This is a genomic window from Streptomyces populi (assembly GCF_002911015.1).
Lineage (GTDB): Bacteria > Actinomycetota > Actinomycetes > Streptomycetales > Streptomycetaceae > Streptomyces > Streptomyces populi.
Genome location: NZ_KZ626852.1, coordinates 1 through 24,630 on the forward strand (window position 1 = coordinate 1; position 24,630 = coordinate 24,630).

Genomic DNA, 24,630 nt, shown 5'->3' on the forward strand with positions numbered 1-24,630 from the left:
TCGTCGCCCTCGACCACGCCTTCGTCCTGCTGACCCTGCTGTGCCTCACCACCGCCGCGGCCGCCGGAGTCCTGCGCACCGGATCCGACCGCGCACCCCATGACGAGATGGCCCCCACCGGCGGCTGACCGCCGGTGCGGCACGGTCCTGACCCCCGTGCCGCACCGGCCTCCCCCCGGCCGACAGCGCTGGGGAGGGGGAGACCACCGTCGGCGGGCAGGCCGGCGTCATCGATGAGGGCAGGGGTACCGCCCTGTCGGTCCACGAGGAGAAGCCGCCCGTCGAGGCGGCGGTCGTGCTCAACCCGTGCAGAATTGACGGGAGTTGTGAAAGGCGACGAGAATGTCGCTCGCTTCGCCGCGTCTGAAGAGAGCGAAGTGGCGCGAGTGACACGGGCGACCACGTCTTCGTCGGCCATGTCTTCATGGCACCCGTCCGTGTCGGCTGCTCGCGCTCTGCCACCTCCCACACCCTGACCTTCACAGAGGCTCATTTTGTCGCGTTCGCAACAAACAAGAATTCTCGCCGCCCTCGCGGCGACGGCCTTCGCCGGTGCCGTGGTCCCCCTCGTCGTGGCGGGATCCGCAAGCGCCGCGACGTCCGGCGACTGCCAGTCCGCCACGGTCCAGTACCGCATCGTCGACGCCGACGGAAAGCCCGTGGACGGGGACTGGTCCTCCCAGGGCGGGTTCCGTCAGTGGAACGCCGTTCCCGGAACGGTGGAGGTCCGGCTCGCTCCGGGCCAGAGCGTCGGCGAGGGCTGCAAGTACCCGGTCTCCCTCGCCGAGTACACCACCGAGGGGCCGAACTGGTTCGTCTCCGGTCACCAGAGCCTGATCGACAAGGCCACCGTCTACCTCACCGCCGCGGACGTCCCGGAATCGGACGACACAAAGCTGACCTGGCAGAAGCTGGTGGTGCGGACGCCCGACTGCTACGGCCAGATCGACCTGTACGGCGACGACGTCTCGTACGACGGGAAGACCGGCGAGGGTCACGGCCCCCTTCCCTACGAGCCCGACAACATCGCCACCCCCTACCACCTGATAGCCGCCTGGAACGGTGGCGAGAAGCCGTGTGCCCCCGCGACGCCGGACTCGCCCGCGACTTCGGACGCGCCCACGCCGTCGCAGTCCGCCCCCGCCACGCCCTCGACCCCCGTGGCCGACCAGCCGCCCGCCGACACGTCGACGTCGCCCGCCCCCACGCCCAAGTCCTCCAGCACCCCCACCACGACACCGGACGTGCCCCCGCTGACGTCGACGCCGTCCGCCACCCCGACGCCGTCGCCCAGCGACAGCAAGCCGCCGTTGGCCGAGACCGGCGCGAGCGGCTCGCTCGGCCCGATCGCGGGAGGCGCGGCCCTGGTGATCGTCGCCGGAGCCGGTGCGGTCGTCATGTCCCGCCGCACGCGTCGCTCCTGACGCGGACATAGGGGATCACCCCTGCGCTCTAGCGCACTCCACCGGCTCCGCCCGTAGGACATCGACGCCCGCCGCGTCGGCCTACGGGCGGAGCCCTTCGGTGCGCGAGGCGTCCGACGGGTCCTGTCCGTGTGTGCCGACGAGCGGCGGGTGGCCGCGACGGACGTCCGCGGGGCGTTCACCGCGCTCGGCGAACGGTACGCCGACGACCCTCGGCCCCGACGTCGGCACGGGCTCGACCGTCCGCGGCCGTACGCCACTCCCTCGCCGCCTTCCCCCGGGCCGCGGCTCGCGGCCGTGCGGTGCCACGGGGTACCGATTTCGTGGCTCCCGCCCCCGTGCCTCAGCCCTCGCGGGCGCCCGATGGCCGGCGTCGAAGGTGCTGACACTAGCCGCAGATCCGCCCGGCCGCGGCCCGCCACTCCGGAATCCGGCTCCGTCCGCACCGCGGTCCGGGCAGTTCAGGCCATGTCGTCGACCGCCCGGTTCCGGGAATCCGGCGACCGGTTCGAGAATCCTTTCTCCCGGCTCCGTCCCAGGTCGTCAGGCCGGCCCGGGGACCCTTCCCGATGCCGTGCGGGCCGCTCGGATTGTCCGGATCGCGGCACCGTACCCGCCCGGTTGTCGGTGGCGTGGCCGAAGGTTCCCTTCCACGGCCCCATCACGCCCCACCGAGGAGACCGGTGCTCTCGACGCCCTCACGCAATCCCCCGCTCGGGTCATGCCTTCGCCGCTGTCCCCTGGCCGAGTGAATCGAACGGCCGGAAGTGCCGACGGCACTTGCCCGCCGCATCGCATGTCGAACCTGCGCTCGACCCGTCGCCCGGCCCGCCCCGTATCGGCCCTGTGATCAGCAGCGTTGTCCGGGTGTTCCATCCGATCCCCGCCGAGGAGAAATCGTGAATCCCGTACGTTCCCTTCCCGCCGCCCACCCCTCGTTCGAAAATCCTCCCGCTCTGCCCGTCAGGCCCACGGTGCCCGGGCGCCCGGCGGACGCGCGCCGCGCCCCGTTCGCATCCGCGTCACGACCGTCAGCGAGGTGGGGGGCATGAGCGACGCGAAGACCCTTCCCGCGGCTCTGCGCGGCTGGGCCGAGCGTGAGGTCGGGGGCGTCATCGAGGTCCGGGACGCCTCGCACCCGCGGGAGAACTCCCGGGTGCGGGAGCTCGTGCGGACCGACGACCGCCGGTTCTGCTCGAAGGCCGCCCCCACGGCCCGGACGTACGAGAGGGAGACGTTCGCCCTGCGGCACGCGGCGCCCGCGCCGGGCGCCGGCCGAGCGCCCCGGTTGCGGGCACCCGGCGCCGAGCACCTGGCGCTGCTGACGACGGGGGTGTCCGCGTGAAGTGGTTCCGCGTCACCAGCCGACAGCCGGCGGCCACCGCGCCGGGGACCCCGCCCGCGGCCGGGGACACGGCCGCCGTTCCCGCCGCACGCTCGGCGGGACCCCAGCCCTCGGCTCCCCCCGAGCTCGACTACAACGGCCGCAAGCACCGCCGGGCCATGGACGACGCCACCTTGTGGGACATGGCCCGCCGGATCCCGATGGCGCTCGCCCAGTCGGCCCGGCTGGCCTGGTCCGTCGACCGGCGCATGACGGTCACGATCCTCCTGTGCCAGCTGCTGTCCGGCCTCGGTACCGCCGTCATGCTCACCGCGGTCTCCAAAGCGCTGCCCCACCTCGCCACCTCCGACGCCCGCACCGGGCTCCGGCAGGCATGGCCGGCGCTGACCGTCGCGGTCGCCGCGATGGCGACGGGCGCCGGGATGTGGATCCTCGCGGACTGGGCCACCCGCCGCCTGAACCCGAAGATCGCGTCGGCCGCCGATCTCACCCTGGTCGACCTCCACATGAGGGCCGAGCTGTCCGCCTACGACACCGAAGGGTTCACCGACCGGAGCCAGGCCGCGGAGATCGGCGCCCTGCGCGCGGTCGACCTCGCGGACGACGCCAAGACGCTCACCAACGGCTTCGTCCAACTGGTGTCCGCCGCGACCGTCCTCACCTCGCTCCACCCCCTGCTCCTGGGAGTGCTGGTGCTGTCGGTCGTTCCCCGGGGCCTGGGCGGGGTGATCGCCGCGCGCATCGACTACCGCGTCCACGACCGCACCCTCTCCGCCCGCAACGTGCGCGGCATGATGCGCTGGTGGCTCACCACCTCCGAGCTCGCCGACGAACTGCGCGCCAACACCATGCGCCCCTACCTGCACTCCTGGTACCGGGCGATGTGCGACCGGGTCGAAGGGCGTGAACTCGAAGGAGCCCGACCGTACTTGCTGGTGACGCTCCTCGCGGCCTCCCTGGCGGGCCTGTTCACGCTCGGCATGTGGGCGTCACTGGCCGCGCTCGCCCTCTCGGGAGCCATGTCCACGGCGATCGCCGGCACCGCCATCGTCGCCTCGCAGACGGCCGGACGCGCCCTCAACTCGATCGTGCGGTACGGCGCGGTGATGTTCCACCACGGTCTCTACCTCAGCGACTACTACACGTTCGTCGACGAGGTCCGCTCCATGACCACCTCGCGCGGCACCACCCAGGCCGAGGCGCCGCGGCGGATCAGCCTGCGCGAGGCCGAGTTCACCTACCCCGGCAAGGACGCCCCGGCCCTGCGCCCGGTCACCCTCACCCTCAACCGCGGTGAGGTCGTCGCCCTGGTCGGCGAGAACGGCGCGGGCAAGTCGACCCTGATCCGCATGCTCACCGGGCTGACCGTGCCGACCGGCGGGACCGTCCTGTGGGACGACACCGACCTCGCCACCACCGACGCCGAATCGGTCTGGCGGCACGTCGGCCTCGTTCCCCAGAAGAACGGGCACTGGCCGCTGCGCGCCCGGGAGAACATCACCCTCGGCCAGCCCCGCGAGCACGGCGACGAACGCGTCTGGGACGCCGCGGAACGCGTCGGGATGACCGAGCGCCTCCACGGGCTCCCCGACCGGCTCGACACCCTGCTGGCCCGCTCGGTCTGGGGCGGGCACGAACTGTCCGGCGGGCAGTGGCAGCGCCTGGCGTGCGCGCGGGCGATGTACCGGGAGCCCGCCGTGCTCGTCCTGGACGAGCCGACCAGCGAGATGGACGCCCGCGGCGAACACCTGATCTTCCGCGAGCTCCGTGAGATGGCCCCGGACCGGATCACCGTGGTCGTCACGCACCGGCTGGACAACGTGCGGATGGCCGACCGGGTCATCGTCCTCGACCGGGGGCGCATCCGCGAGGAGGGCACCTTCGACGCCCTCGTCGCCACCGAGGGAAGCCTCCTGGGCGAGCTGTACGCGCTCGCACAGGACCGCTGACCCCCTCACCCACCGTCGGCGGGGCCGCGTTCCGGTGCGGCCCCGCCCTTCCGGTCGCCGCCCGTGGCCGGAGACCGACGCACCTCATCGGTGTCTCCCCGTACCCCGATATCCTGGGACTTCGTCCTCACCTTCGATTTCCCCCCACCTTGAAGGGACCGCGCCTGTGGAGTTCCGGCTGCTCGGCATGGTGTCCGTCGACACCCTCGAGGGGCCGCTGTCCCTGGGGCCGGCCAAGCGCCGCAGCCTCCTCGCGGCGCTGCTGCTCTCGGTCAACACGCCCGTCCCCGTGACCCGTCTGACGGACTGTCTGTGGGACGACGCACCACCGCTGCACGCCCGTAGCGTCATCCAGGGACACGTGTCGCGGATACGCGCCCTGCTGGCCGACGGGGACGCCGCCGCCTACGGGGTCGAACTGGCCACACTGGGCGACGCGTACGCCCTGCGATCGCCCGAAACCCTTCTGGATTCACACAGGTTCGAGGAACTCCTCGCACTGGCCAGGGAGCAGCGGGACGCGCGCGACGCCGTGGCGATGCTCAAGGACGCCCTCTCCCTGTGGCAGGGCCCCGCCCTCGCGGGCACCTTCCCCGGCCCCGCGCTCCAGGCCGCCGCGCACTCGCTGGAGGAGTCACGGGTGGCGGCCGTCGAGCAACTGGCCCGCGCACACACCACGTTGGGGGAGCACGACCAGGCCGCGGCCGTTCTGCGCACGGTAGCGGCCGCCCACCCCATGCGGGAGCCGTTGGCGGCGTCCCTGATGGCCGCGCTGTACCGGGCCGGACGCCAGTCGGAGGCGCTGGACTGGTTCCACCGCACCAGGCGGCTGCTCGTCGACGAGCTCGGCGTCGACCCCGGGAGCGAACTCACCCAGGTGCACGCGCTGATCCTGCGGGGCGACCCCCTCCCGCAGGACGGACCGGACACTCCGGCGGATCCGGTGGCCGCACCGCCGCCGGAACACCCGGGTCCGACCGGTTCGTCCGACGGCCGGGCGTCCGACGGCTCTTCGCTCCCGGCGCCGGAACTCCGCACCGGCGACGCCGTGCCGGCGCCCGCGCGCTCCGGACCCGTCGCTCTCCCCCCGCTGGTCGACCTGTCGTACCCCAAGGACCTGCTGCCGCGGGCACCCCGGGGTTTCCACGGACGGGAGGCCGAACTGGCCGCGCTGACCCGGGCCGCCGCGGCCGAGGGACCCATCTGCCTGGTCACCGGACTGCCCGGGGTGGGCAAGACCGCGCTCGCCGTGCAATGGGCCCACCGCAACGCGGACATGTTCCCGGACGGGCTGCTCTTCGCCGATCTGCGCGGGTTCAGCGACACCGGCGAACCCGCGCTCACGGAGGTGCTCCGCGAGTTCCTGCCGGCGCTCGGTGTGCCCCCGCGCCGCGTACCCGAATCGGCGTCGGCCGCGGCCGCGCTCTTCCGTTCCCTGACCCACCGGCGACGCCTGCTCGTCGTACTCGACAACGTCCGTGACTCCGCCACCGTCCGGGCGCTCCTGCCGGGCGGCGCCGACTGCGTCACCCTGGTCACCAGCAGGCACCGGCTGGACGGCCTCGTCGCCTCCGAGGCGGCCAGCGCCGTCCCCCTGGACAGCCTCGAACCCCAGGACGGCACCGAGCTGTTGGCCGGTGTCCTCGGCAAGGACAGGATTCTGGCCGAACCGGAGGCGGCGCGCAGACTCACCGAACTGTGCGGCGGCCTGCCCCTCGCCCTGCGCGTCACCGCCGCCCGGCTGGCCGGACGCCCGCAACGGACGCTCGCCGAACTCGCCGACGAACTCGCCGACGAGCGGAGCAGACTGACCTACCTCGATGTGGACGACACCAGTGTCTCCGCCGCGCTGCGCCTGACCGTGCAGCAACTGCCGCCCGACGCACTGCACCAGTTCACCCGCCTCGGCCACCACCCCGGTTCGCACTTCGACCCCTTCACCGCCGCCGCACTCGCCGGCACGACCCCACGCGCCGCCGCGGCGGCGCTGGAACGCCTCGCCGCCGCCCACCTGGTGACCGAGACGGCGGCCGGGCGGTGGGAACTCCACGACCTGGTACGCCTCTACGCCCGCACCCTCGATCCCGGATCCGGGCGCGAAGCCCTCACCGGCGTCCTCGACCACTACATCGCGACCGCGCTCGCCGCCGCCGACACCGCGCAGCCGGGGGGCGAACCCTGCTTCACGCTGCCGGACGGCTTCCGCCGCCCCGCCGCCGTGCGGGACTTCACCGACCGGGCGTCCGCCATGCACTGGCTGGCCACCGAACGCGAGGACCTGGCCCTGGCCGTCGTCGCGGCTCGTGCCGCCGGACTCGACGACCGCGCCTGGCGCATCATCCTGCTCCAGTGGCCCCAGGTGGTGTGGCGGGTGAGGGACAACTGGGTGCCCTTGCTGAACATCGCGCTGGAATGCGCGCGCGCCCAGGGCGACCCGTACGCCCAATCGCGTGTGCTCACCCTGCTCGGCTGGGTGCTGAGCGAGGAAGGCCGACCGGCCGAAGCCCTCGCTCTGCTCGAGCTCTCGCCGCCACTCGCCCGGCAGGCGGGCGACCGGCTCGGCGAGGCGACCGCGCTGATCAACCTCGCCGTCGTCGAGGCCGCTCAAGGCGACCTCGAGACCGCACTGGAGAGCTGCGCCCGGGCCATCGTGCTGGCCCGGGAGGAGTCCGACGCGCACACCGAGATGCTCGCTCTTCAGCACCTCGCCCGGATCCAGCTCACCGCGGGCCGACCCCGGGAAGCGCTGCGATCGGCCCGTACGGCCCTCGATCTCGGCCCCGAGCACGAGGAGGCGGCGCGCCGCGCGCTGCTGCTGACCGTCAGCGGCGAGGCCCGGCTGGCGCTCGGCGCGGACGACGAGGCGGTCCTGCTGCTGGATCAGGCCGCCGAGGAGGCCGAACGCGCCGGCTACGACGAGGGCGCCGTACGGGCCCTGGCGACACTGCTGCGGGTGCGCCCGGGGGAGGGCTACCGCAAACGGTACGAGGAAGCGGTGCGCCGGATCTCCGACGACGGCTGACATCCGTGTGCGCACGGTCACACCGTGGACGTCAGCGGTACGCCAGCGCGACGTCAGCGGCACGTGAGCGCCGGGCCCAAGACTGATGCATGTCAGCAGTTCAGGGACGGTGCGCCGGATGTCCCGGCGTTCGCCGCAGCACTCTCTCGGGGGAACCTTCGTGAGCACCATCCGTAATCGCACCGTGTTTCTCGCCGTCACGGCCACGGCCGTACTCGGCCTGGCCGCCATCGCCTGCGGGTCCGAGGGCTCCGGCGCGAGGGCCTCGGGCCAGGAGGCCACGAGCTCTCCCCTGGCTGCCTCCTCGGCGGCATCCACGCGCGACGCGGGCAGCGCCGAGGACAGCGGTACCGCCGGTGGTTCGGCCGGCGCGACCCCGACCGGTTCCGGATCGGGTCAGGACGCGGTGTCGGGATCGGGGTCGGACACCGGATCGGCATCCGGCTCCACGCCCGCCTGCACGACCAAGGACGTCGCCATCAGCGCGGCCCGCAAGGACGGCCCGCCCTACACGCACATCGTCCTGACGGCCAGGAACACCTCGGGGCACAGCTGCCGGATGAACGGCTTCCCCGAGATCCAGTTCCTGGAGGGGCACCGCGAGAACGTGCCCGCCGTGGCCAAGAGCAAGCCGGCCGCTCCCGTCGTCCTGGCCGCCGGAGCACCCGCCTACGCTCTCGTGAGGCTCTCGGACGGCGGCAAGGACGAGGACACCGAGCCCGTGATCGCCTTCTCCGTGACGGTCCAGGGCAGCGGTGCTGCGGCCACCGTCAGGGCCCCGGGAGCCGAAGGGGTCGCCGTCGACTCCGCGAAGTGGGCCACCGGCTACTGGACCCCCGAACTCCGCAACGGCGCCGACGACTTCTAGCCCCGTTATTTCGCTTGGGCCCGGGGCGCGGCACACGGCATGATGGCGACCATGGACGGATACACCTCTGACCTGGTGACCCTCTTCCGCTTCGAGAACGTCGCGGGCCGTCCGCGGCCCGGCCGGCTGATGGCGGTTTGACTGCGTGACCGGGGGATCGACTGGAACCCCTTCGCCGAGCACGACATCCGGATCGACCTCATGTGCGGGGTGCGTTCCGACGGGCACTGGCACGGCACGATCGTCGTCAGCGTCCGCGCGGACGCCCTGCGACGGCTCGGACTCCATCCCGATCAGCCGACATCGGGTCCGGCCGACCCGCTGCCGCCCAAGTGGTGGGGTCCGTGGGCACGCTGAGCGGTGTTCCGCTCCCGGCGCCGACGGTTCCGGGTCGGCCGAACTTCCCTGGGAAGCCGAGGTGGTGGGCGGGGACCTGGCCGGGCCGGACACGCTGGAGGGTGCGCTGACCGATGACAGGCACGTCGGTGGGAAACACGTCGCGATCGGTCCGCGGGTACTCGGCAGGGCCGAGCAGGTACGCATGACCGGGGAGCGTGTCCGTCCCGGATCGTCGGATCACGCGTCCGAACCGCTGCCGGGCGATCGTCAGTGGGCGATACCGTCGATCAGTTCGCGCGCGCCCTGTCGCAGCAGGGCCAGGGCGACGGAAGCGCCGAGGTCCGACGGGCTGAGCCGCCCGGCCCATTCGTGGGCGTTCAGGACGGTCTTCCCGTCCGGGCTGAACACGCAGGCGCGCAGCGACAGGTCACCCCGGGAGGCTTTCGCGTATCCGGCGATCGGGCTGTTGCAGTGGCCCTGGAGGACGTGCAGGAACATCCGTTCCGCGGTGGCCTCCCGATGAGTGCCCGGGTCGTTCAGGGCGCTGACGATGTCGATCGTGGAGGTGTCGGCCTCACGGCACTGAAGGGCCAGCACGCCGGCTCCGATGGGCGGGCACATGGTCTCGGTCGACAGGACCTCGGTGATCACGTCGGAGCGGCCGATGCGCTCCAGTCCGGAGACGGCCAGCAGCAGTGCGTCGACCTCGCCCGCGGCGAGCTTGTCCAGGCGGCGGTTGGCGTTGCCGCGGAACGGTACGCACTCCAGGTGCGGGTGGGAGTCCGCGAGTTGGGCGACCCTGCGCACCGAGGAGGTTCCGATCCGGGTTCCCGCGGGAAGCTCGTCGAGGAGCAGGCCGCCGGGGTGGACGAGGGCGTCACGGATGTCGTCGCGCTTGAGGAACGCCGCGAAGGTCGTGCCGGCCGGCAGCGGTCTGTCCGCGGGCACGTCCTTGACGCAGTGCACCGCGAGGTCTGCCTCCCCGGCGACGAGCGCGGCGTCGACCTCCTTGGTGAACGCCCCCTTGCCCTCGACCTTGGAGAGGTCCCCCATCCATTTGTCGCCGGTCGTCCTGACCGGGACCACCGTGGTCCGAAGACCGGGGTGGAGCACGCCGAGCTCGGCGCGGACACGTTCCACCTGGGCCAGGGCCATGGGTGAATCACGGGAGACGATGCGGATCAGCTCGGGTACGGACATGTCGTACACGATAGTGCGTCGGGGCCGGACTCCGAGCGTCAACCCCGAGGCCCATCTCGACTGTGCGAAAAGGAAGTTGGAGGTCTCGGACGGGCGTGCGAGGAAGTCGCCGACGTGTTCGGGGAGGGCGGGGCGTCCGGTCAGTTCCAGGGGGTGACCGTGAGCCGGATCCGCGCGTCCTTCCCGAGGATCGGGTCGGCGATGGCGGGCAGTTCGACGTGGTTGACCCAGACGCCGGGAGCGGGGTTCTCGTCGACGAGGGTCCGTCTGTCGGGCACGTAGTCGCTGATCCGGCCGGTGATCTCGGAATTCCAGCCGGCCGAGATCGCGGGCATGGCGGGGTCGGTGCCGATGTCGATGACGAGGATGTCGTCGAAGTCGGCGACCTGTTCGAGGTGGTCGTTGAAGCTCAGAAGGCCGTCGTGCCGGTGCAGCGACAGGACCCGCAGGTGCAGCGCGTACCGCAGGGTGCCGGAGCCGCCGGCCCGCAGGCCGCTGTTCAGGAAGGTCCGCACCAGCGGGACGCACGCCTCGCCGTCGGCGGTGCCGTCCGGCGGGGTTCCGGCGGACGCCGAAGCGTCCTGGAGCTGGATGGGGGACCACTGGGCACTCGTCCGTTCGTGCGTGGCGATCTGGAGCCCACGCACCGACAGGCGGACCTCGGCCTGCCAGGTCGTGTCACTGCGCTGCGGCAGGCGGGCGCCGACGAGCGCGGCCTCGGCCTTGCGGTCCCCGAACAGGAAGCGCCGCAGATTCTGGTAGCCCTCCTCGGAGTTGACGAGCCCGTAGCGTCCGCTGTGGCTGCGGTGCACGTACGCCTGGTACGCGCCGGGGACGTACGCGTTGTCGATCTGCACCAGACCGTCGCTGCGGGGCCCCACCGCGGCGGCCGACAGCCCGTGCGCCACCTCGTAGTCGGTCGGGTCGGTGCCGACCAGGCAGAAGACCCTCTCGAGGGGGAAGGGGAACGGCCCGTCCTGGGGCATGACGCGGGCGTCCCACGTCCGGGGCGGTCCGTCGGAGTCGAAGAGCGCCTTCGGCGTCAGGTACTCGTACATCCGCTCCGGTCCGAAGATGTCGGCGCCGTTGATGCCGGTGATGTCCCGCAGTCGCTCCAGCACGCCGAGACCGACGTCGAAGGAGATGCCGCCGTGCGGGGTGCCGTAGGTGAAGAACTTGCCGACGTAGTCGGCCGGATCGAGGCCGAGGTCGGGGAGGACCTTCTGGATCAGGCAGCGGCACACCAGCCCGCCCATGGAGTGGGCCACCAGGTGGACCCTGGGCGCCCCGGACTTCTCCCTGAGCGTCTCGATCAGCTTCAGCAGATCCTGCGCGGCGGTCTCCAGCCGGAACTCACGGGCGGCGGTTCCCCAGGTGTCCGCGGACGCGTCGTAGAAGCGGTGGATCCAGATGCTGTCGGGCGCGATCGTGTCGTGGGTGGCGAGATAGAGGTCCTGACCGCCGTCGACGAGGATCTGGTACCCCTCGTCCAGGTGCAGGCGGAGCAGGGGGCTCTCGAACTGGTAGAAGCACGGTGCGTCGTCAGGTCCGACCCGGATGTGGGTGGAACCCTCGTTGAAACCGTAGAAGGGGTCCGTCACGGCCTTGTCGATACCGGCGGTGTTGCCGGCGTATCCCCGTACGTAGACGACCGGAAGCTTCGGGGACGGTCCCATGAGCTCCTCCAGGATCAGCGTTCACCGACGTCCGGGAGCCAGGGGTCCGGGTGGTCGATGAAGATGTCGGACGTGTGTCTGTCGAGTGCCGGGACGAAGGGCCGGGCGGTCGCCCCGTACGACGCCGAGGCCGCTTCCGCGAGGGCGCGCGCATCGACGCGCTAGGCCGTGACGCACGCCGCCGGGCCCCGGTGCGCCGGACCGGTGGCCGATCACCGCGCGGAGGCTTCCGCGGACCGGTGCGCGGGCCGTTCCCGGTGTGCTCTTCGGCGACCCCGGGGCACGATGTCCCGGCGAGGACCGTTCGGTGCCCGCGTCCGCGCGGTCCGGCGAACGCCGGCAGCCGTCGGCCGGTACGGCACGGTCCGACGGGTTCCGCGTCGCGTTCCGGCCGGAACCGACCGGGCGACCGCGATCGAGGAGGGGGACACCACCTTGATCGCCTCGCTCGCCCGGTCCCGCAGGGCGCGTTCCGCGAAGGCCGCGCCCGCGGGCCGGCGGAGCACCACCGGCAGACGGTGCAGGTCGAGAGTGTCACAGGCTCCGAGTGAGCCTTCCACCATCAATTCCAGCCGGTCCGACCGATCGGTGCAAGTCCTGGGCCGACCGGGCGGTCACCAGCCGGGACAACGGTTCCGCCGGTGCGGGTCCCGGCCGCCTCCGTACCCGTCGCCGCTGGTCGTCGCGCAGCCTCGCCCCGAACTCGTAGGGCCCGCCCGACGCGTCGCCCACCACCGCGCCGAGCAGTGCACCGGAGGCCCGGTCGGTGACCCATGTGTCCGGGCGGGGCGCCGGAGCGGGCCGGGAGCGACGGGACGTCAACCGCTCGGTGAGCCGGGTCGGAGTCAGGCCCCGGTGAGGGGGCAGGTCAGGGGGAGCACGCGTTCGCTCTGCCGTCCGACGAGGTGGGTGTCGGTGAGGGTGGCTTCGGCGAGCCAGTCCGTCGTGGTCAACTGATCGACCAGGTGCTGTAGTTCGCCGGGATCCACGGCAACGCAGGCGGCGAGTGGATCCCGGGCGATGCCCTGGCCCTCGGGGCCGAGCAGCCCCGAGGCGGTGGCGCGGGTGGCCAGCGTCAGGGCGAGCAGCCGGGCGGCGGGGGTGGCCTTGGCCTTCCGGAGCTTCTTGTCGGAAGTGACCTTCTGGGCCCAGCCACTGACCTTGGCCCGTGCCTTCTTGCCGAACGTGAAGGGCCCGGAGCCGTCGTCCCGGGGGAGCAGGGACGGGACGGTGGTCAGCACCGCGTTCTCCGGCCGCGAGGCCAGCAGTTCATCGGCGGTGCCCGGGATCCGCAGCCAGCCGCAACCGGTCAGCTCGTCGAGCAGACGGTGCGGATCGCTCAGGCCCAGGGCGGCGATGTCCTGGCCGACGAGGTTTCCGGTGCCCGAATGCGCGGCGCGCAGGGTCAGCATCAGCACCAGCAGCCGGGCCTCCGGGCCCGGCAGCGGGCTGTGGTCGGCCGCGTACGCGAGGACCGAGCGCGCGTGTTCCCACAGCGTCGGCGTGGTCAGCAGCCGGTCCACGGCCGGCCCGTCGGCACCGGCGCCGCGGCCGGTGCGGTTCAGGTACTGGGAGCGGGCGGTGGCCGCCGCCTGTTCGGCGCGCTGTGCCTCCAGCCGCAGGTTTCCGTCGCCGGTGACCTCGGCCCAGGTGCTGAAGGCGCGGGCCTTTCGGTCCTGTAGCTCGGCGAGCAGCGACAGGTCGGGTTCGGCGCGCTGCTGGTAGGCCCGGAACAGATCCCCGAGCTCGACCAGCTCGTCACGCAGGACGACGGGTTGCAGTCCTGGGGGAACGACCCGCTGCGCGATCTTCCCGGTCGGGCGGCCGCGCCGTACGGGAGCCGGGCGCGGTCGTGGCGTCCTGCCCGGTTCTGCCGTCGCCCCGGACGGGACCGGGGGAGGGGCGGAGAACTGCGGCAGGCCGGCGGACGCGGTCGCGGTGCGGTCGGTGCGGCTCGGGGAGCCGGTGGGCGGACGGGGCACCGCGGGCGCGGTGGAGACGACCTTCGCGCCGGGTGTCGCGGCCGCGCAGCGTGAGCAGCATTCGACGACTTGCCACCAGCGGCCTTCCCGGTCGGCCACCACGGCCAGTACGACCGCCCCGCCGCACCGCCAGGGCTCGGCACGCGTCTGCCGGTGGCCGGGATCGAGGTGACCGCGGCAGCTCTCCGCCTTGCACGCGCAGAAGGCCTGGGGGCGAGGCGCCGCGGCGGCCTTCAGATGGGCCTTCAGATGGGCGACGGCGGCCTGGCGGCCGTCGGCCGCGGACGCCAGGCGCTGCTGGGCACAGTTCGGACGGCTGCACGAGACGCGTACGGCTGTGCTCCCCCGGCCGACAGGGTCCAGTCGTACGGTCCAACTGCGTCCCCGGACACGATCGTCCAGTTCGCCTGCCGCGGTCTCCGTCATCCTGCTCTTCCTCCCGCCACTGGCTTCCGCCCGCCCCGTCCTGGCACGGTATGTCAGCAGTGATCACCGTACGCGGCAAACGGTCCCGCCGACCGGGTAACCCGCTCAGCGGGCCCCGCAAGGATCAACTCCCGTGCGGTTCTGACGCCGACAGCGGTACGAGAAGGGTTCGTCGCATGTCGGCGCCGCATCACCGGTCGGGGGGAAGGCGCTGTCGGCCGGTCCGGTGCCGGTGAACGCCGAGCGGCGGGGGCCGAGAAGACGACGTCTCCGCGCATTACCGCCCCCCGTGGAGCCACCGGTACGGAACAATCGGCCAGGCACGAGGAACCGCCGGGAAGTCGAGGAAGCCATGGAGGCGCAGTGGGCGTAGGCACCACCAATCTCGGAGTGGTGTTCATCCACGGGCTCTTCTCGTCCGAGCGGACCTGGGACCCGCTCGTCCGGCTCCTCGAATCCGACGAGGAACTGGCCGCCGTCACGGTGAGACGGTTCGACTACGCGTCACCCAGGCTCCGCCGCTTTCGCCCCGACCGGCGCACCGCCGACTACAACGACCTCGCGGATCGGCTGAAGGCGTTCCTGCACTACGAAGCGGCGGGGCACGACCGCCTGCTCCTGGTGGCCCACAGTCAAGGCGGACTGATCGTCCAGCGCCATCTCGCGCGGATGATCAACAGCGGGCAAGGGCGGCAACTCACCCGGATCCGCGGGGTCGTGCTGCTCGCCTGCCCGAACGACGGCTCCGACTTCATGCTGCCGCTGCGCAGCGCATGGTGGCCCGGCCACCCCCAAGTACGCGCGCTGACACCGCTCGACCCCGACGTGAAGGACGCCCAGCGCACGGTCCTCGACCGGATCGTCTATGCCAAGGACGTCGGAGCCTCCTCGTGCCCCGTCCCTTTCTGGGTCTTCGGGGGATCGGAGGACAAGGTCGTCGTCCGTGCCTCCGCCCAGGGGGCCTTCCCCCGCTTCTTCATGCTGCCGGGTGACCACTTCGGCATCATCAGACCCAAGTCGCACACGGACCCCGTCTACGTCGCCCTGCGCACCCACCTGCTGGAGGTTCAGCGGCAGCCGGATCCGGATCCGGCCCCGGAGCGGGTGGTGCCAGGTGCGGTCACCCCGGATCCCTCCCCGTCCGCGGCCCAGGACGTGCCGTGGGGCGACGGCGCGAAGGCCGCGCGGATCCTGGACGTACTGCCCCCGTACGCCGACTGGCTCAAAACGCTGCGCACCCAGGACTTCCTCGTCGTCAGCGGCCGGGTCGACAGGCTCTTCCACGAAGCGGCCGACGCCCTCGGCGACGACCCCCTCCAGTTCATCGACCCCGTCCTGCACGATGCCGCGACCGCGTGCGGCAGGGCCGCCACCGGCCTCGGCGAAGCGATGACGGCCCTTCTCGCCGCCGACCGCGCCGACGCCGAGGCGTACGAAGGTCTGCCGGCCCGGGAGAAGGGGGACGCCCGGACGCTCTTCCTCGGCGAGCACCGGCGCGGTGAGGACGAACTGCGACTGAACACGCTCCGCGACACCTTCTTCGACACCTACGACGTCCTGGTGCGCCTCCTCAACGAGCGTCTGCACGCACCGGAAGGAACGGCGTTCCCGCCCAGGGGCACGAGCGCGCCGGAGGCCGTCGCCGCTCGCCCCGCGGCACCCGGCACCGCCGACGGCCGGTCGCGCGTGGGCCGGGGCCTGCCGAGGCACGAACGCGAGCTGCGGACGGCGTACGACCGGCTCCGGACAGCGGGGATCGGGGAGCCGGTCTCCGACGCGTACCTCTCCGGCGCCACCGCCGTGCAGCACTTCGCGGCCGGCGATGAGACCGGTCCCGGCTGGGTGCTCGGCCTGAGGAACGGCAGAGCCGTGGCCGTGAGTGAACCCATCTGGAACGCCCTTGTGGAGGCGGGGGGTTCAGCGGCGCAGGGCGACCCGCTCGGCAGGGTCGGACACCCCACCGCCCCGGGGGCCGGGCCCACAGCGCTCGGCCCGGACGAGCGGCGCGTCGACCTCGAAGGCGGAAGCTGGGGCAGGGGACTGCTGGTCCGCGGCGACGACGGCTGGCGCTGGGAACCCCGAGTGGGCCTGAGCCTCGACCGGACGAGCTCGGCCGACCGTTGGACCGCCGGCCGGCCCGCACCCCGGCTGCGGCTACGCGTACTCGTCACGCTGCCCCGGGACGCGGCCGAGGGAATGGAGGTCACCCCGGAGCGGCGCCGTGACCTCAAGGACAGGCTCCCCTTCGGCCGCCTCGCCGGCGCGGTGACCACGCTGTCGCTCAGGAGAGGGGCGGACCTCCGCGCCGCGAACTGGAACCCGGGGCCGTACCGCAACGCGATCGACTCCATCAGCTATTCCACGACCGTCGCCCCCGCGGACGGGCGGCCGGCCCTGACCGGCGCGGTCATGGCCTCCCTGCCCGGCACCCCGCGGGCGTCGACGGTGACCTGCGCCGAGATCGCGATCCAGGACACCGCCGCCTGGGCCGCCGCTCTCCCCCCGGACACTTCGACCAGGCTCACGCTCGAGGAGGTGCAGCAGGTTCTGCTGGCATCCTGGGAAACGGCCGCCAACCTCCTGCCGTCGGCGGTGTGTGACGCGACGGCGACGCGGTGGGCCGGCCCGCCCACCGTCGAACTGCGTCTCACGGCCGAAGGTCCGCACGACCGGCCCCGGGCGGACCTCGGCACCCTGATCGATCTGAGCGGGCTCGGGCCGACCGACCGCGGCCCGCTGTCCGAGATGGCCGTGACGATCACCGTTTCTCCGATGCTGGGGGACACCGAGCGCCGACGGCTGTTGCGGCGCGCCCTCGTGCACATGCTCCAGGGCTTCGGATACGTCGAGGTCGACGAACATCTCCTCGCGTGAGGTACGGACGCCCGTCCTCGAAGCCGGTGCGGAAGGACACACGGCGACGAACCGCGAACCGCTCCGACGGGCGCGTACGCCGGGCCCGTCAGGGCGGGCCGGGCACCGGCGGACCGCACCGGCGACGTGATCGGCCCAAGCACAACGGAAGACACCCGCTGTACCCTGTCGCCACTGTGCGTGAGGAACTGCAGACGCTACGCGGGGGATAGGGCGGATGAGTCTCCAGAGATCGCGGTTCGAGGCCGAGGACGAGCAGCGGCGGCTGTCGGTGTTCCATCTCGTCGGTCTCGCGGCGGGCGGTGTGGTCGGTTCGGGCTGGATGCTGGGGGCGAACGAGGCGTTCGGCAAGGCCGGTTCGGACGCCTGGCTCGCCTGGCTGTTCGGCGGTCTGCTCATGCTGCTGATCGCGGGAGTCATGGTCGAACTGGGGACGGCCGCGCCGAAGACCGGCGGGTTGATCTTCCTGCCGCTGCAGAGCAGCGGTGCGCTGGTGGCGACGGTGGCCGCGGCGGGGCTGTGGCTGGTCTACGCGATCAACCTGGCCAGCGAGGCCGTCGCGATGACGAGGGGCCTGTCCTGGAAGGTCGGGGGACTGCTGGCCTCCTCCGACTCCGACGCGCTGACCACCAAGGGCTGGTGCTACGCGCTGGTGTTCATGGCGGCGATCTCCGCGGTCAACCTGGTCGCCCCGCGGATCTTCTTCCGGATCAACTCCTGGCTGACGGTGCTGAAGGTCGTCGTTCCCGTCCTGACCGTGGTGCTGCTGATCGTGGCCGGGTTCGACCGGCACGGTCCCGGGGCGGGTGGGCACATGGCGGGGAAGGGCGCCTCCGCGGCGATGACCGCGGTCGTGACCAGCGGTGTGATCTACGCCTACGTCGGTTTCCAGGGGCCGTTGGACTTCGCCGGGAACGTCAAGCAACGGCCGCCCGGCGAGGCGGCGCGGCTGCGCCGGGCGGTCTTCGGGACGATCGTCGGCTCGATGGTCCTGTACATAGCGCTCCAGGTCGTCTTCACCAGGTATCACGACTCCGGGTGGAGCACGGCCCACATGGCGTCGTCGCCCTACGCCCACTTCGCCGACGCCATCGGGCTGTTGTGGCTGGGAGTGCTGCTCAACATGAACGCCGTGGTCTCGCCCATGGGCGCGGGACTCGTGTTCGCCCATGCGCTCACCCGCGAGGTCGCGGCCCTCAGCCGGGCCCATCTCACCCACCGGGGGCTCCAGACCGCCCGCAAGGCGTCCCTGAACCGGCGGTACGACGTCTACTGGCTGGTGCTGGTGGTCGACTTCTTCGTCGCGGCGATCGCCCTGTGGGCGATGGGCGGCAGTTGGAAGACCCTCGTCGCCGTCACCGGGGTCCTCACCCTGGTCGTCTACGCCGTCCCGGGCGTCACCCTCGTCTCGCTGCGCGCGCACCTGGGGTACTCCGGCCTGCGGCGCGATGCCCACGAGGTCCTGGCGCGCACGAGTTTCGCCCTGATCGCGCTGATCCTCTACGGGGCCGGCTGGACGTCCCTGTGGCAGGGCATGGTGACCCTCGCGGTGGGATGCGTGCTGTTGCTGTTCCTGCCGAGTCTGGCCCGGTGGCTGCCCGCCTTCGGGCGGGTGTACGACGCCAAGGTGCATGTGACGCTGTTCCGGGACGCGCGCGAGAGCCCCGCGGCCCAGGCGGCGCTCTGGCTGCTCGGCCACCTCGTGGTGCTGCTGTCGCTGGCGCTGCTGTTCGGTGATTCCCCGATCGGCTTCCACCAGAAGTTCCTGGGCGGCTTCCTGGCCGTCACCACGGCGCTCGTCTCCTTCGAGGGGCTGGTCAGGGCGTCCAGGCGTCATATGGACGAAGTCCCGCCGATGCTGCCGACTCCGGCGCGCGCCGCCTCTTCCGTCTCTTCCGCCGAGGCCGTCAGCGCAGTGACCGAATGACCTCCCGGGCCTCCTCCTCGTAACCCCTTCCGGTCAGCACCGTGACCGCCTCCTCCCGGCGGGGCACGTCGGACCAGCGGCCCACCGTGGCCCGCAACAGGAAGTGCCGGTCCTCCTCCTGCATCGTCGGGGTGCCACGCAACCGCTCGATGATCAGGGCCACTTCCTCAGGAGTGACCCGCTGCTCGTTCTCCAGGCAGCGTTCGAGCAGGTCCCAGCCGTCGCGGGAGAACCCCGCGGCGTACAGTCCGGCCGCGATCTCGGCGATGACCGCACCCGAGCCCGCGGGCGGCCGCACCGGGTCGGCCGGGTCCGCCAGCTCCTTGCAGGCGAGGTAGACCGCGTCGGCGCGGCCGGCCGTCCGCAGCCCCCGCACGTACTCGACGAACAGGGCGGCCCCGTCGTCGTGTTCGAGGACGTGTGCCGCGAGGCGCTGGGCGATGGTCTGGGCGGCGCGGTTGCGGTCCCGCGGCCGTTCGATCTTGACCAGCAGGGCCACCAGATCGGCCCCGGAGCGATTGTCGGTGTGCACCGCGGCGGCGATGCGCAGCAGACGCCGGCACTCCGGCGGGGCGTTGACGTTGCTCAGTGCCGTGTCCAGGCTGTCGAGCTCGTGGAGGGAGCGCGGTCCTTCGTCCGCCGCCGTCCCCCGGGCCACGATGTCGGCGAGCAGGTCCCTGGTCGTCCTGTTCAGGGCGTCGGACTCGTGCCAGATCCGGACGATCTCGGCGAGGTCCTCCGTCCGGGCGCGTGCGGCGGCGTGCTTGCGGATCTTCGCGCACTTCTCGGAGTGCGGCGGCCTGATCAGCTGGCCGCAGATCTCCGCGATGTCGTGCCGGGTCCGCGACCCGCCGACGTGTTCCACGAGGGTGTCGTGGATGTCCGTGCGGGTGGCGATCAGCCGGGCGATGATCCGCCTGGTCTCGTGCACGCGGTCGTCGCGCTGCAACTGCGCGTCGACCCACTCCTCCAGGATCCGCTCGGAGGGGCTGAGGTGGTGCAGCGCCCCGGCGAGGTCGTGGAACTCCTTCGGCACGGTCTCCGGCGTCTGCGGCGGGCCTTCGTCGGCGAGCGCGACGAGGGCCCCGTAGAGGAACTCGGCCGCGTCCTCGGCGCACTCCTCGTCGCGCAACGCTATGTACAGCAGTGCCTTGTCGAGGTTGGTGCGGCCCGAGCCCGGTTCGGTGAACGCGTTCATCGTCCGCTTCACCAGTTCGTCCTCGTCGGCGTCACGGCACACCCGGACGAACACGGCGACGTCCGCGACCGTGCGCTGGCACGCGATGTCGTGGATGACGCCGTCGGTCAGCCGGGGACGGCCCTCGTCCCCGCTCTCCCGCTCGGTGTCCCACTGCCTGATCGCGAGGTCCGCCGCCTGCCTGATGTTCCGGCACAGCGCCGCCGTGGCCAGGACGTTGACGGCGTCCCGGTAGTCGAAGCACCGCGCGGACTCGATGAGCTGGTCGATGGGTCGCCTGAGGGCGAAAGCGTGCAGGGCGCGGATCGCGGTGGCCGGGCGCGGCTTCTCACCGTTCTCCGGGTCCCCCTCCCGCATGGCCTGCATGCGCTTGACGAACGCCTCGACGGTGCAGGTGGTCACCCATTCGTAGCCGAAGCTCAATGCCTCGCCGTCCTCGTTCTCGAGGGTGCCGGTCCTTTCGGGGCCCGCCGCCCTCCGGCCGTCCCTCATACGCGCAGTGCCTTCTCCACCTGGTTCCAGTAGCGGGCGAAGGCGCGGGGTTCACTGAACCTCTTGTTGGCCCGGGCGTCTATGTGCCGGGCGAGGAGCCTGCTGGCGTCGTCCGTCCGGGAGCTGAGGATGGCGACGACGTCACCGGTCTTGCGCTCGTCCCTGAGCAGGTCCTCGAGGCGGGAGTCGCGGTCCAGCATCAGGGTCCTGACCCAGTCCTCCGGGGCGACCGGGAGGGAGGGGGCGCGGTCGCGGCGGGTGGACTCCATCCGGTTGGTGAACAGCGGCGTACCGTCGCGGGCGTCGTTCAGCGACATCCTCGGCACCTGGTGCCGGGCGGCGGCGCAGCTCTCCATCTCCTGCTTGACGGCCTCGCGCAGCAGCCCGATGGTCAGCCGGGCCTCATGGTCCTTGGTGCCGTCCCGCAGGACGCGCAGCAGGTGCCCGCTGAACGGCGTGCACCCGGCCAGGTCCCCGGGCAGGGCCGAACAGCCTTCGGCGGAGGCGAAGTTCGCGTTCTTGACGGCCGTGAAGACACAGGTGCCCTCGTCCAGCTCGCCCAGCACTCCGGGCAGGACCGGCTCCTCTCCCAGCTGCGGCAGCAGGTTGGAGTAGCAGCAGTCGGCGATGAGGACCTTCAGCTTCGCCCGGGCCCTGCGCATGACGCGGTAGACGTACCAGCTGGACAGCCAGGTCCAGGGCTCGTTCTTGTGCGAGGACCCCACGGAGAAGTGCACCTGGGCGCCGGGCAGATCGCTCCAGTACTGGCCGTGGCCGACGTAGACCACCAGGAAGATGTCCTCGGGCTCCGTCTCGTCCGCGGCCTCCTGCAAGGCCCGCATGACGCCGTCCGCACGCTGGACCTCGCCGTGTCCGAGGACCCGGCAGCTTTCGGCACCCCACATCGCGTCGCCGGCCAGGACCTCGCCGTACATGCGCGCGCTCTCGCCGATCGAAGGGTGACTGTCGATCCCCGAGCCGGTGGCGTACGCCGCCGGTCCGATCACCACCGCCCTGGACGCCATGTCAGTCGTCCTGGTCCGCCGGGCCGGGACCGGGCTCCGTGTCGACGGACGCCTCCAGCCCGTCCAGCCGCTCCCCGCGCCACCGCGCGACGGCCCGCTTCGCGGCGTCCACCGCCGCCGTCACGGTGATCTCGGCGGTCTTGGAGACCACGGCCACCAGGATGATCTCGACGATGCCGCCACTGAGGACCGTGTCCTCGTCCGCGACCTCCTGCGGACGCCAGGGCAGACCGGTCTCCGCCTCGAGTTCGGCGCGCATGCGGGCCGGATCGTCCAGCCCGATCAGCCCCTTGACGGACACCGAGATCTTCGTAGCCATGCGAACGCCCCCGAGTCAGCTCAGAATGCCAATCAACGCCCGCTTCAGATTACTACTTCGGCGTGCCCCGCCAACCGGCAGTCGTGCCACGGGGGCGATTTCGCCAGGCCGCTCCGCCGGGCGGCGGCGAACCGCCCCGGTTCGGACAACACCCCTTCGGAGCCCGCCCGTTCGCCCGGCTCACCGTCGGACGCGGGCGGGCCCCGGCCGGCACCGGACGGTCACCCGCGTCGCGCGATCGCCCCGGGTGGGTCACGTGGTGCGGCTCCGAGCGGCGGCCCGCCCGCCGAGCGTCACCAGGGGTGGTATACGCTCCACCTCCCGATCATCCGGTCGAGTATCGACAACCCGCTGACCTGCACAGTTACCGGGTTCAACGCAGAGGACCGCACGACATGGCACGACCCGTCCGCTCTCTCACCGCGCTCGCCGGTTCTGTCGGTGTGGCGGTTCTCGTCGTGGCCCTTCCCGGCTCCGCGGACGCCGCGGGCGCGGAAACCGCCGTCACCATCGACGCCGTCACCTCGGAGCACGACGCCCCGGGCGCCGAGAACCCCGGCCGGACCGTGACGGGGACCGCCGACGTGACGTTCACCGTGCACGCCGATTCCGACGACGAGCCCTACGCCGCCGTCGTGAGCATCGCCGGGTACGGTGCGGGGACCGGCACGGTCAGCCGGCGGATCGACCTCGCCCCCGGTGACTGCCTGCCGTCGTGCACGCTCCACGCGGCTCTGGACACCGCCGCGACCAAGCCCTTCCCGGGCGCCGAGTCCGTCGCCGCGCCCCTCGTCCAGGACGGTGACAACGACATCCACGTCGAGGTCCTCACCGCCCGTCCCTCGACCGTCATGGCCGATGCCGACGTCACCGTCGACAACCACCTGCCCGTGGTCACCCTCCCCGATCTGCCGGGCGACGACGCGTGGACCGGGAATGAGCCGGTGGGCCTGTCCGCCGACCGCGAGCTGAAGGTGCGGGCCGTCGCCACGGACGCCGGTGGCAGCGGCGTCTCCCGCGTGGAGTTCTTCTCCGACCACCCGGCCTGGCCCGCACCGACCGGGCTGGCCGACGGAGGCGACGGCACCTGGACGGGCACCGTCGACACCAGCAAGATCTACTCGGCCCTGTGGACGTCCCAGTACGTGGTCGCCTTCGACAAGGAGGGCCACGCCGGCGTCCCCGTCCGGGCGTACGTCCTCGTCGACCACGGTTTCACGGTCACACCGGCGATCGGCACGGTGATCCGCAACCTGCCCTCCACGGTCACCGTGGCCTACAAGTACTCCGGCAGTCTCGCCCAGCCCTTCCCGCGCAACCTCAACTACGCCTACCCGGTCTCCACCCGGGTCCTGCTGGACGGCCACGTCCTGGCCACGACCCCGGTCACCGACTTCACCTACAAGGGCTACCCGGACCGCCTCTACGCACGGCTGGGCGACAAGCCCCTGCCCTACGGCGAGCACACGCTCACCTTCGACGTCACCGACAACCGGGGCGCCCACGGCACGGCGGAGATCCCGGTCGTCGTCGTCTCCGGGGTCGACCCGAGCTGGGTCTCCGGCTTCGGCGAGTTCCCGGTGGCCGGCAAGACATGGAAGCCGCAGGCCACCACCACGGCCGAGGACGGCGTCAGCCGCGCCCAGACCTGGACGATGGCCGTCGACGGGAAGACCATCGGCACCGGTTCCTACCCCGCGCAGCCGTCCGGGTCCTGGAAGGCGGACACGCCCGGCCTGCACGAGTTCACCCTGACCACGGTCTCCCAGTTCGGGGACACCTCCGTCACCACGGAGCCGCTGCGCGTCCTCGCGGCGACGACGACCAAGCTCGGCGGTCCCGCCCTCACCACCTACGGCGCCCGGCAGGCCCTGACCGCGACCGTGACCCGGACCGGCGACAAGCCGGCCGCCGGAGCCGCGGTCTCCCTGCAGTTCCGACCGCAGGGCAGCACGACCTGGAGCACCGTCGCCAAGGCCACCGCGGACAGCAAGGGAACGGCCCGCTTCACCACCACGGCCAGGCGCAACGGGACCTGGCGCGCGGTCACCGCCGAGAAGAAGCTGACCTGGACGTCCTCGACGAGCGCCACGGTCACGGGCAAGGTCAAGGCGACCCTCACCGTGAAGAGCCCCGCGACCGGCGTCCACCGCGGCAAGAACGTCACCTACCACGCGACCAGCACGCCGTACGTCTCCGGAACCAAGATCCACTTCCAGGTCCGGAAGAGCGACGGCACCTGGACCACCCTCACCGCCGCCAGGCTCAACGCCGACGGAACCGCCGCCGGCACCCTGGTGTTCTCCCGCGCCGGTACCTACACCGTGCGCGCCCACCGTCCCGCGGGCACCACCCTGACCGACTCGTACTCCACGACCTGGACCGTCCGAGTCAGCTGAACCTGCCCCGGCTGTCCGGGAGGGGGCTCCCCCTCCCGGACAGCCGTGACCCGGCACGGCGTCGGCCGGCAGGACGGGGAAGCGGAGTCCTGCCGCTGTTTCCAGCTCGACGGAGGAAGGCGGATCCGGGTGCGGTCCTCGAGACGCCCTCGAGACGCCTTCGAG

At 72.1% G+C, this 24,630-nt stretch carries 14 protein-coding genes; 8 read left to right on the forward strand and 6 right to left on the reverse strand.

Annotated elements, in window-relative coordinates:
- Positions 1-494 precede the first annotated feature (494 nt).
- The 5 genes from CW362_RS09510 (at position 495) to CW362_RS09530 (ending at position 8,608) form a co-directional block, all read left to right on the forward strand.
- The gene (locus CW362_RS09510) at positions 495-1,424 is read left to right on the forward strand and encodes an LAETG motif-containing sortase-dependent surface protein (protein WP_103548945.1); all 930 of its coding nucleotides are present in this window, start codon (positions 495-497) and stop codon (positions 1,422-1,424) included.
- A gap of 1,048 nt (positions 1,425-2,472) precedes the next feature.
- Positions 2,473-2,769, forward strand: coding sequence for a hypothetical protein (locus CW362_RS09515; RefSeq protein ID WP_103548946.1), 297 nt, complete (start codon positions 2,473-2,475; stop codon positions 2,767-2,769).
- 182 nt (positions 2,770-2,951) lie between these two features.
- Positions 2,952-4,718, forward strand: a complete 1,767-nt coding sequence (locus CW362_RS09520; RefSeq protein WP_240657737.1) for an ATP-binding cassette domain-containing protein — start codon at positions 2,952-2,954, stop codon at positions 4,716-4,718.
- 166 nt (positions 4,719-4,884) lie between these two features.
- Positions 4,885-7,740, forward strand: coding sequence for an AfsR/SARP family transcriptional regulator (locus CW362_RS09525; RefSeq protein WP_103548948.1), 2,856 nt, complete (start codon positions 4,885-4,887; stop codon positions 7,738-7,740).
- Positions 7,741-7,900: 160 nt separating this feature from the next.
- The gene (locus CW362_RS09530) at positions 7,901-8,608 is read left to right on the forward strand and encodes a DUF4232 domain-containing protein (protein ID WP_103549023.1); all 708 of its coding nucleotides are present in this window, start codon (positions 7,901-7,903) and stop codon (positions 8,606-8,608) included.
- Between the two features lie 606 nt (positions 8,609-9,214).
- Here CW362_RS09530 and hemC read toward each other — a convergent pair.
- The 3 genes from hemC to CW362_RS09550 form a co-directional block, all read right to left on the reverse strand.
- Positions 9,215-10,147 (reverse strand): hydroxymethylbilane synthase, encoded by a 933-nt coding sequence (gene hemC, locus CW362_RS09535; protein ID WP_103549024.1) that lies wholly within the window; start codon positions 10,145-10,147, stop codon positions 9,215-9,217.
- Between the two features lie 140 nt (positions 10,148-10,287).
- On the reverse strand, positions 10,288-11,823 hold the full coding sequence (locus CW362_RS09540) for an esterase/lipase family protein (RefSeq protein WP_103548949.1): 1,536 nt from the start codon (positions 11,821-11,823) through the stop codon (positions 10,288-10,290).
- Between the two features lie 845 nt (positions 11,824-12,668).
- Positions 12,669-14,231: a hypothetical protein gene (locus tag CW362_RS09550; RefSeq protein WP_103548951.1), complete on the reverse strand. Its 1,563-nt coding sequence runs from the start codon at positions 14,229-14,231 to the stop codon at positions 12,669-12,671.
- A gap of 363 nt (positions 14,232-14,594) precedes the next feature.
- Between CW362_RS09550 and CW362_RS09555 the strand changes: the two genes are divergently transcribed.
- Positions 14,595-17,105: an alpha/beta fold hydrolase gene (locus tag CW362_RS09555; protein ID WP_103548952.1), complete on the forward strand. Its 2,511-nt coding sequence runs from the start codon at positions 14,595-14,597 to the stop codon at positions 17,103-17,105.
- 217 nt (positions 17,106-17,322) lie between these two features.
- Entirely contained in the window at positions 17,323-19,032 is a 1,710-nt protein-coding gene (locus tag CW362_RS09560) for an APC family permease (RefSeq protein ID WP_103548953.1), read from the forward strand.
- On the opposite strand, the gene CW362_RS09565 is transcribed toward CW362_RS09560, so the two are convergent.
- From CW362_RS09565 to CW362_RS43235, 3 genes are read right to left on the reverse strand one after another with little or no spacing between them, the layout of a single operon-like run.
- Positions 19,013-20,722 carry a hypothetical protein gene (locus CW362_RS09565; RefSeq protein ID WP_103548954.1) on the reverse strand — a complete coding sequence of 570 codons (1,710 nt, stop codon included), beginning with the start codon at positions 20,720-20,722 and terminating at the stop codon, positions 19,013-19,015. The genes CW362_RS09560 and CW362_RS09565 overlap by 20 nt on opposite strands.
- Positions 20,719-21,747 carry a caspase family protein gene (locus CW362_RS09570; RefSeq protein WP_103548955.1) on the reverse strand — a complete coding sequence of 343 codons (1,029 nt, stop codon included), beginning with the start codon at positions 21,745-21,747 and terminating at the stop codon, positions 20,719-20,721. Before CW362_RS09570 ends, CW362_RS09565 begins: the two co-directional genes overlap by 4 nt.
- A 1-nt stretch (position 21,748) precedes the next feature.
- The gene (locus tag CW362_RS43235; protein ID WP_103548956.1) at positions 21,749-22,066 is read right to left on the reverse strand and encodes a hypothetical protein; all 318 of its coding nucleotides are present in this window, start codon (positions 22,064-22,066) and stop codon (positions 21,749-21,751) included.
- Positions 22,067-22,461: 395 nt separating this feature from the next.
- Between CW362_RS43235 and CW362_RS09580 the strand changes: the two genes are divergently transcribed.
- Positions 22,462-24,465 carry a hypothetical protein gene (locus CW362_RS09580; protein ID WP_103548957.1) on the forward strand — a complete coding sequence of 668 codons (2,004 nt, stop codon included), beginning with the start codon at positions 22,462-22,464 and terminating at the stop codon, positions 24,463-24,465.
- The last annotated feature ends 165 nt before the right edge of the window (positions 24,466-24,630 follow it).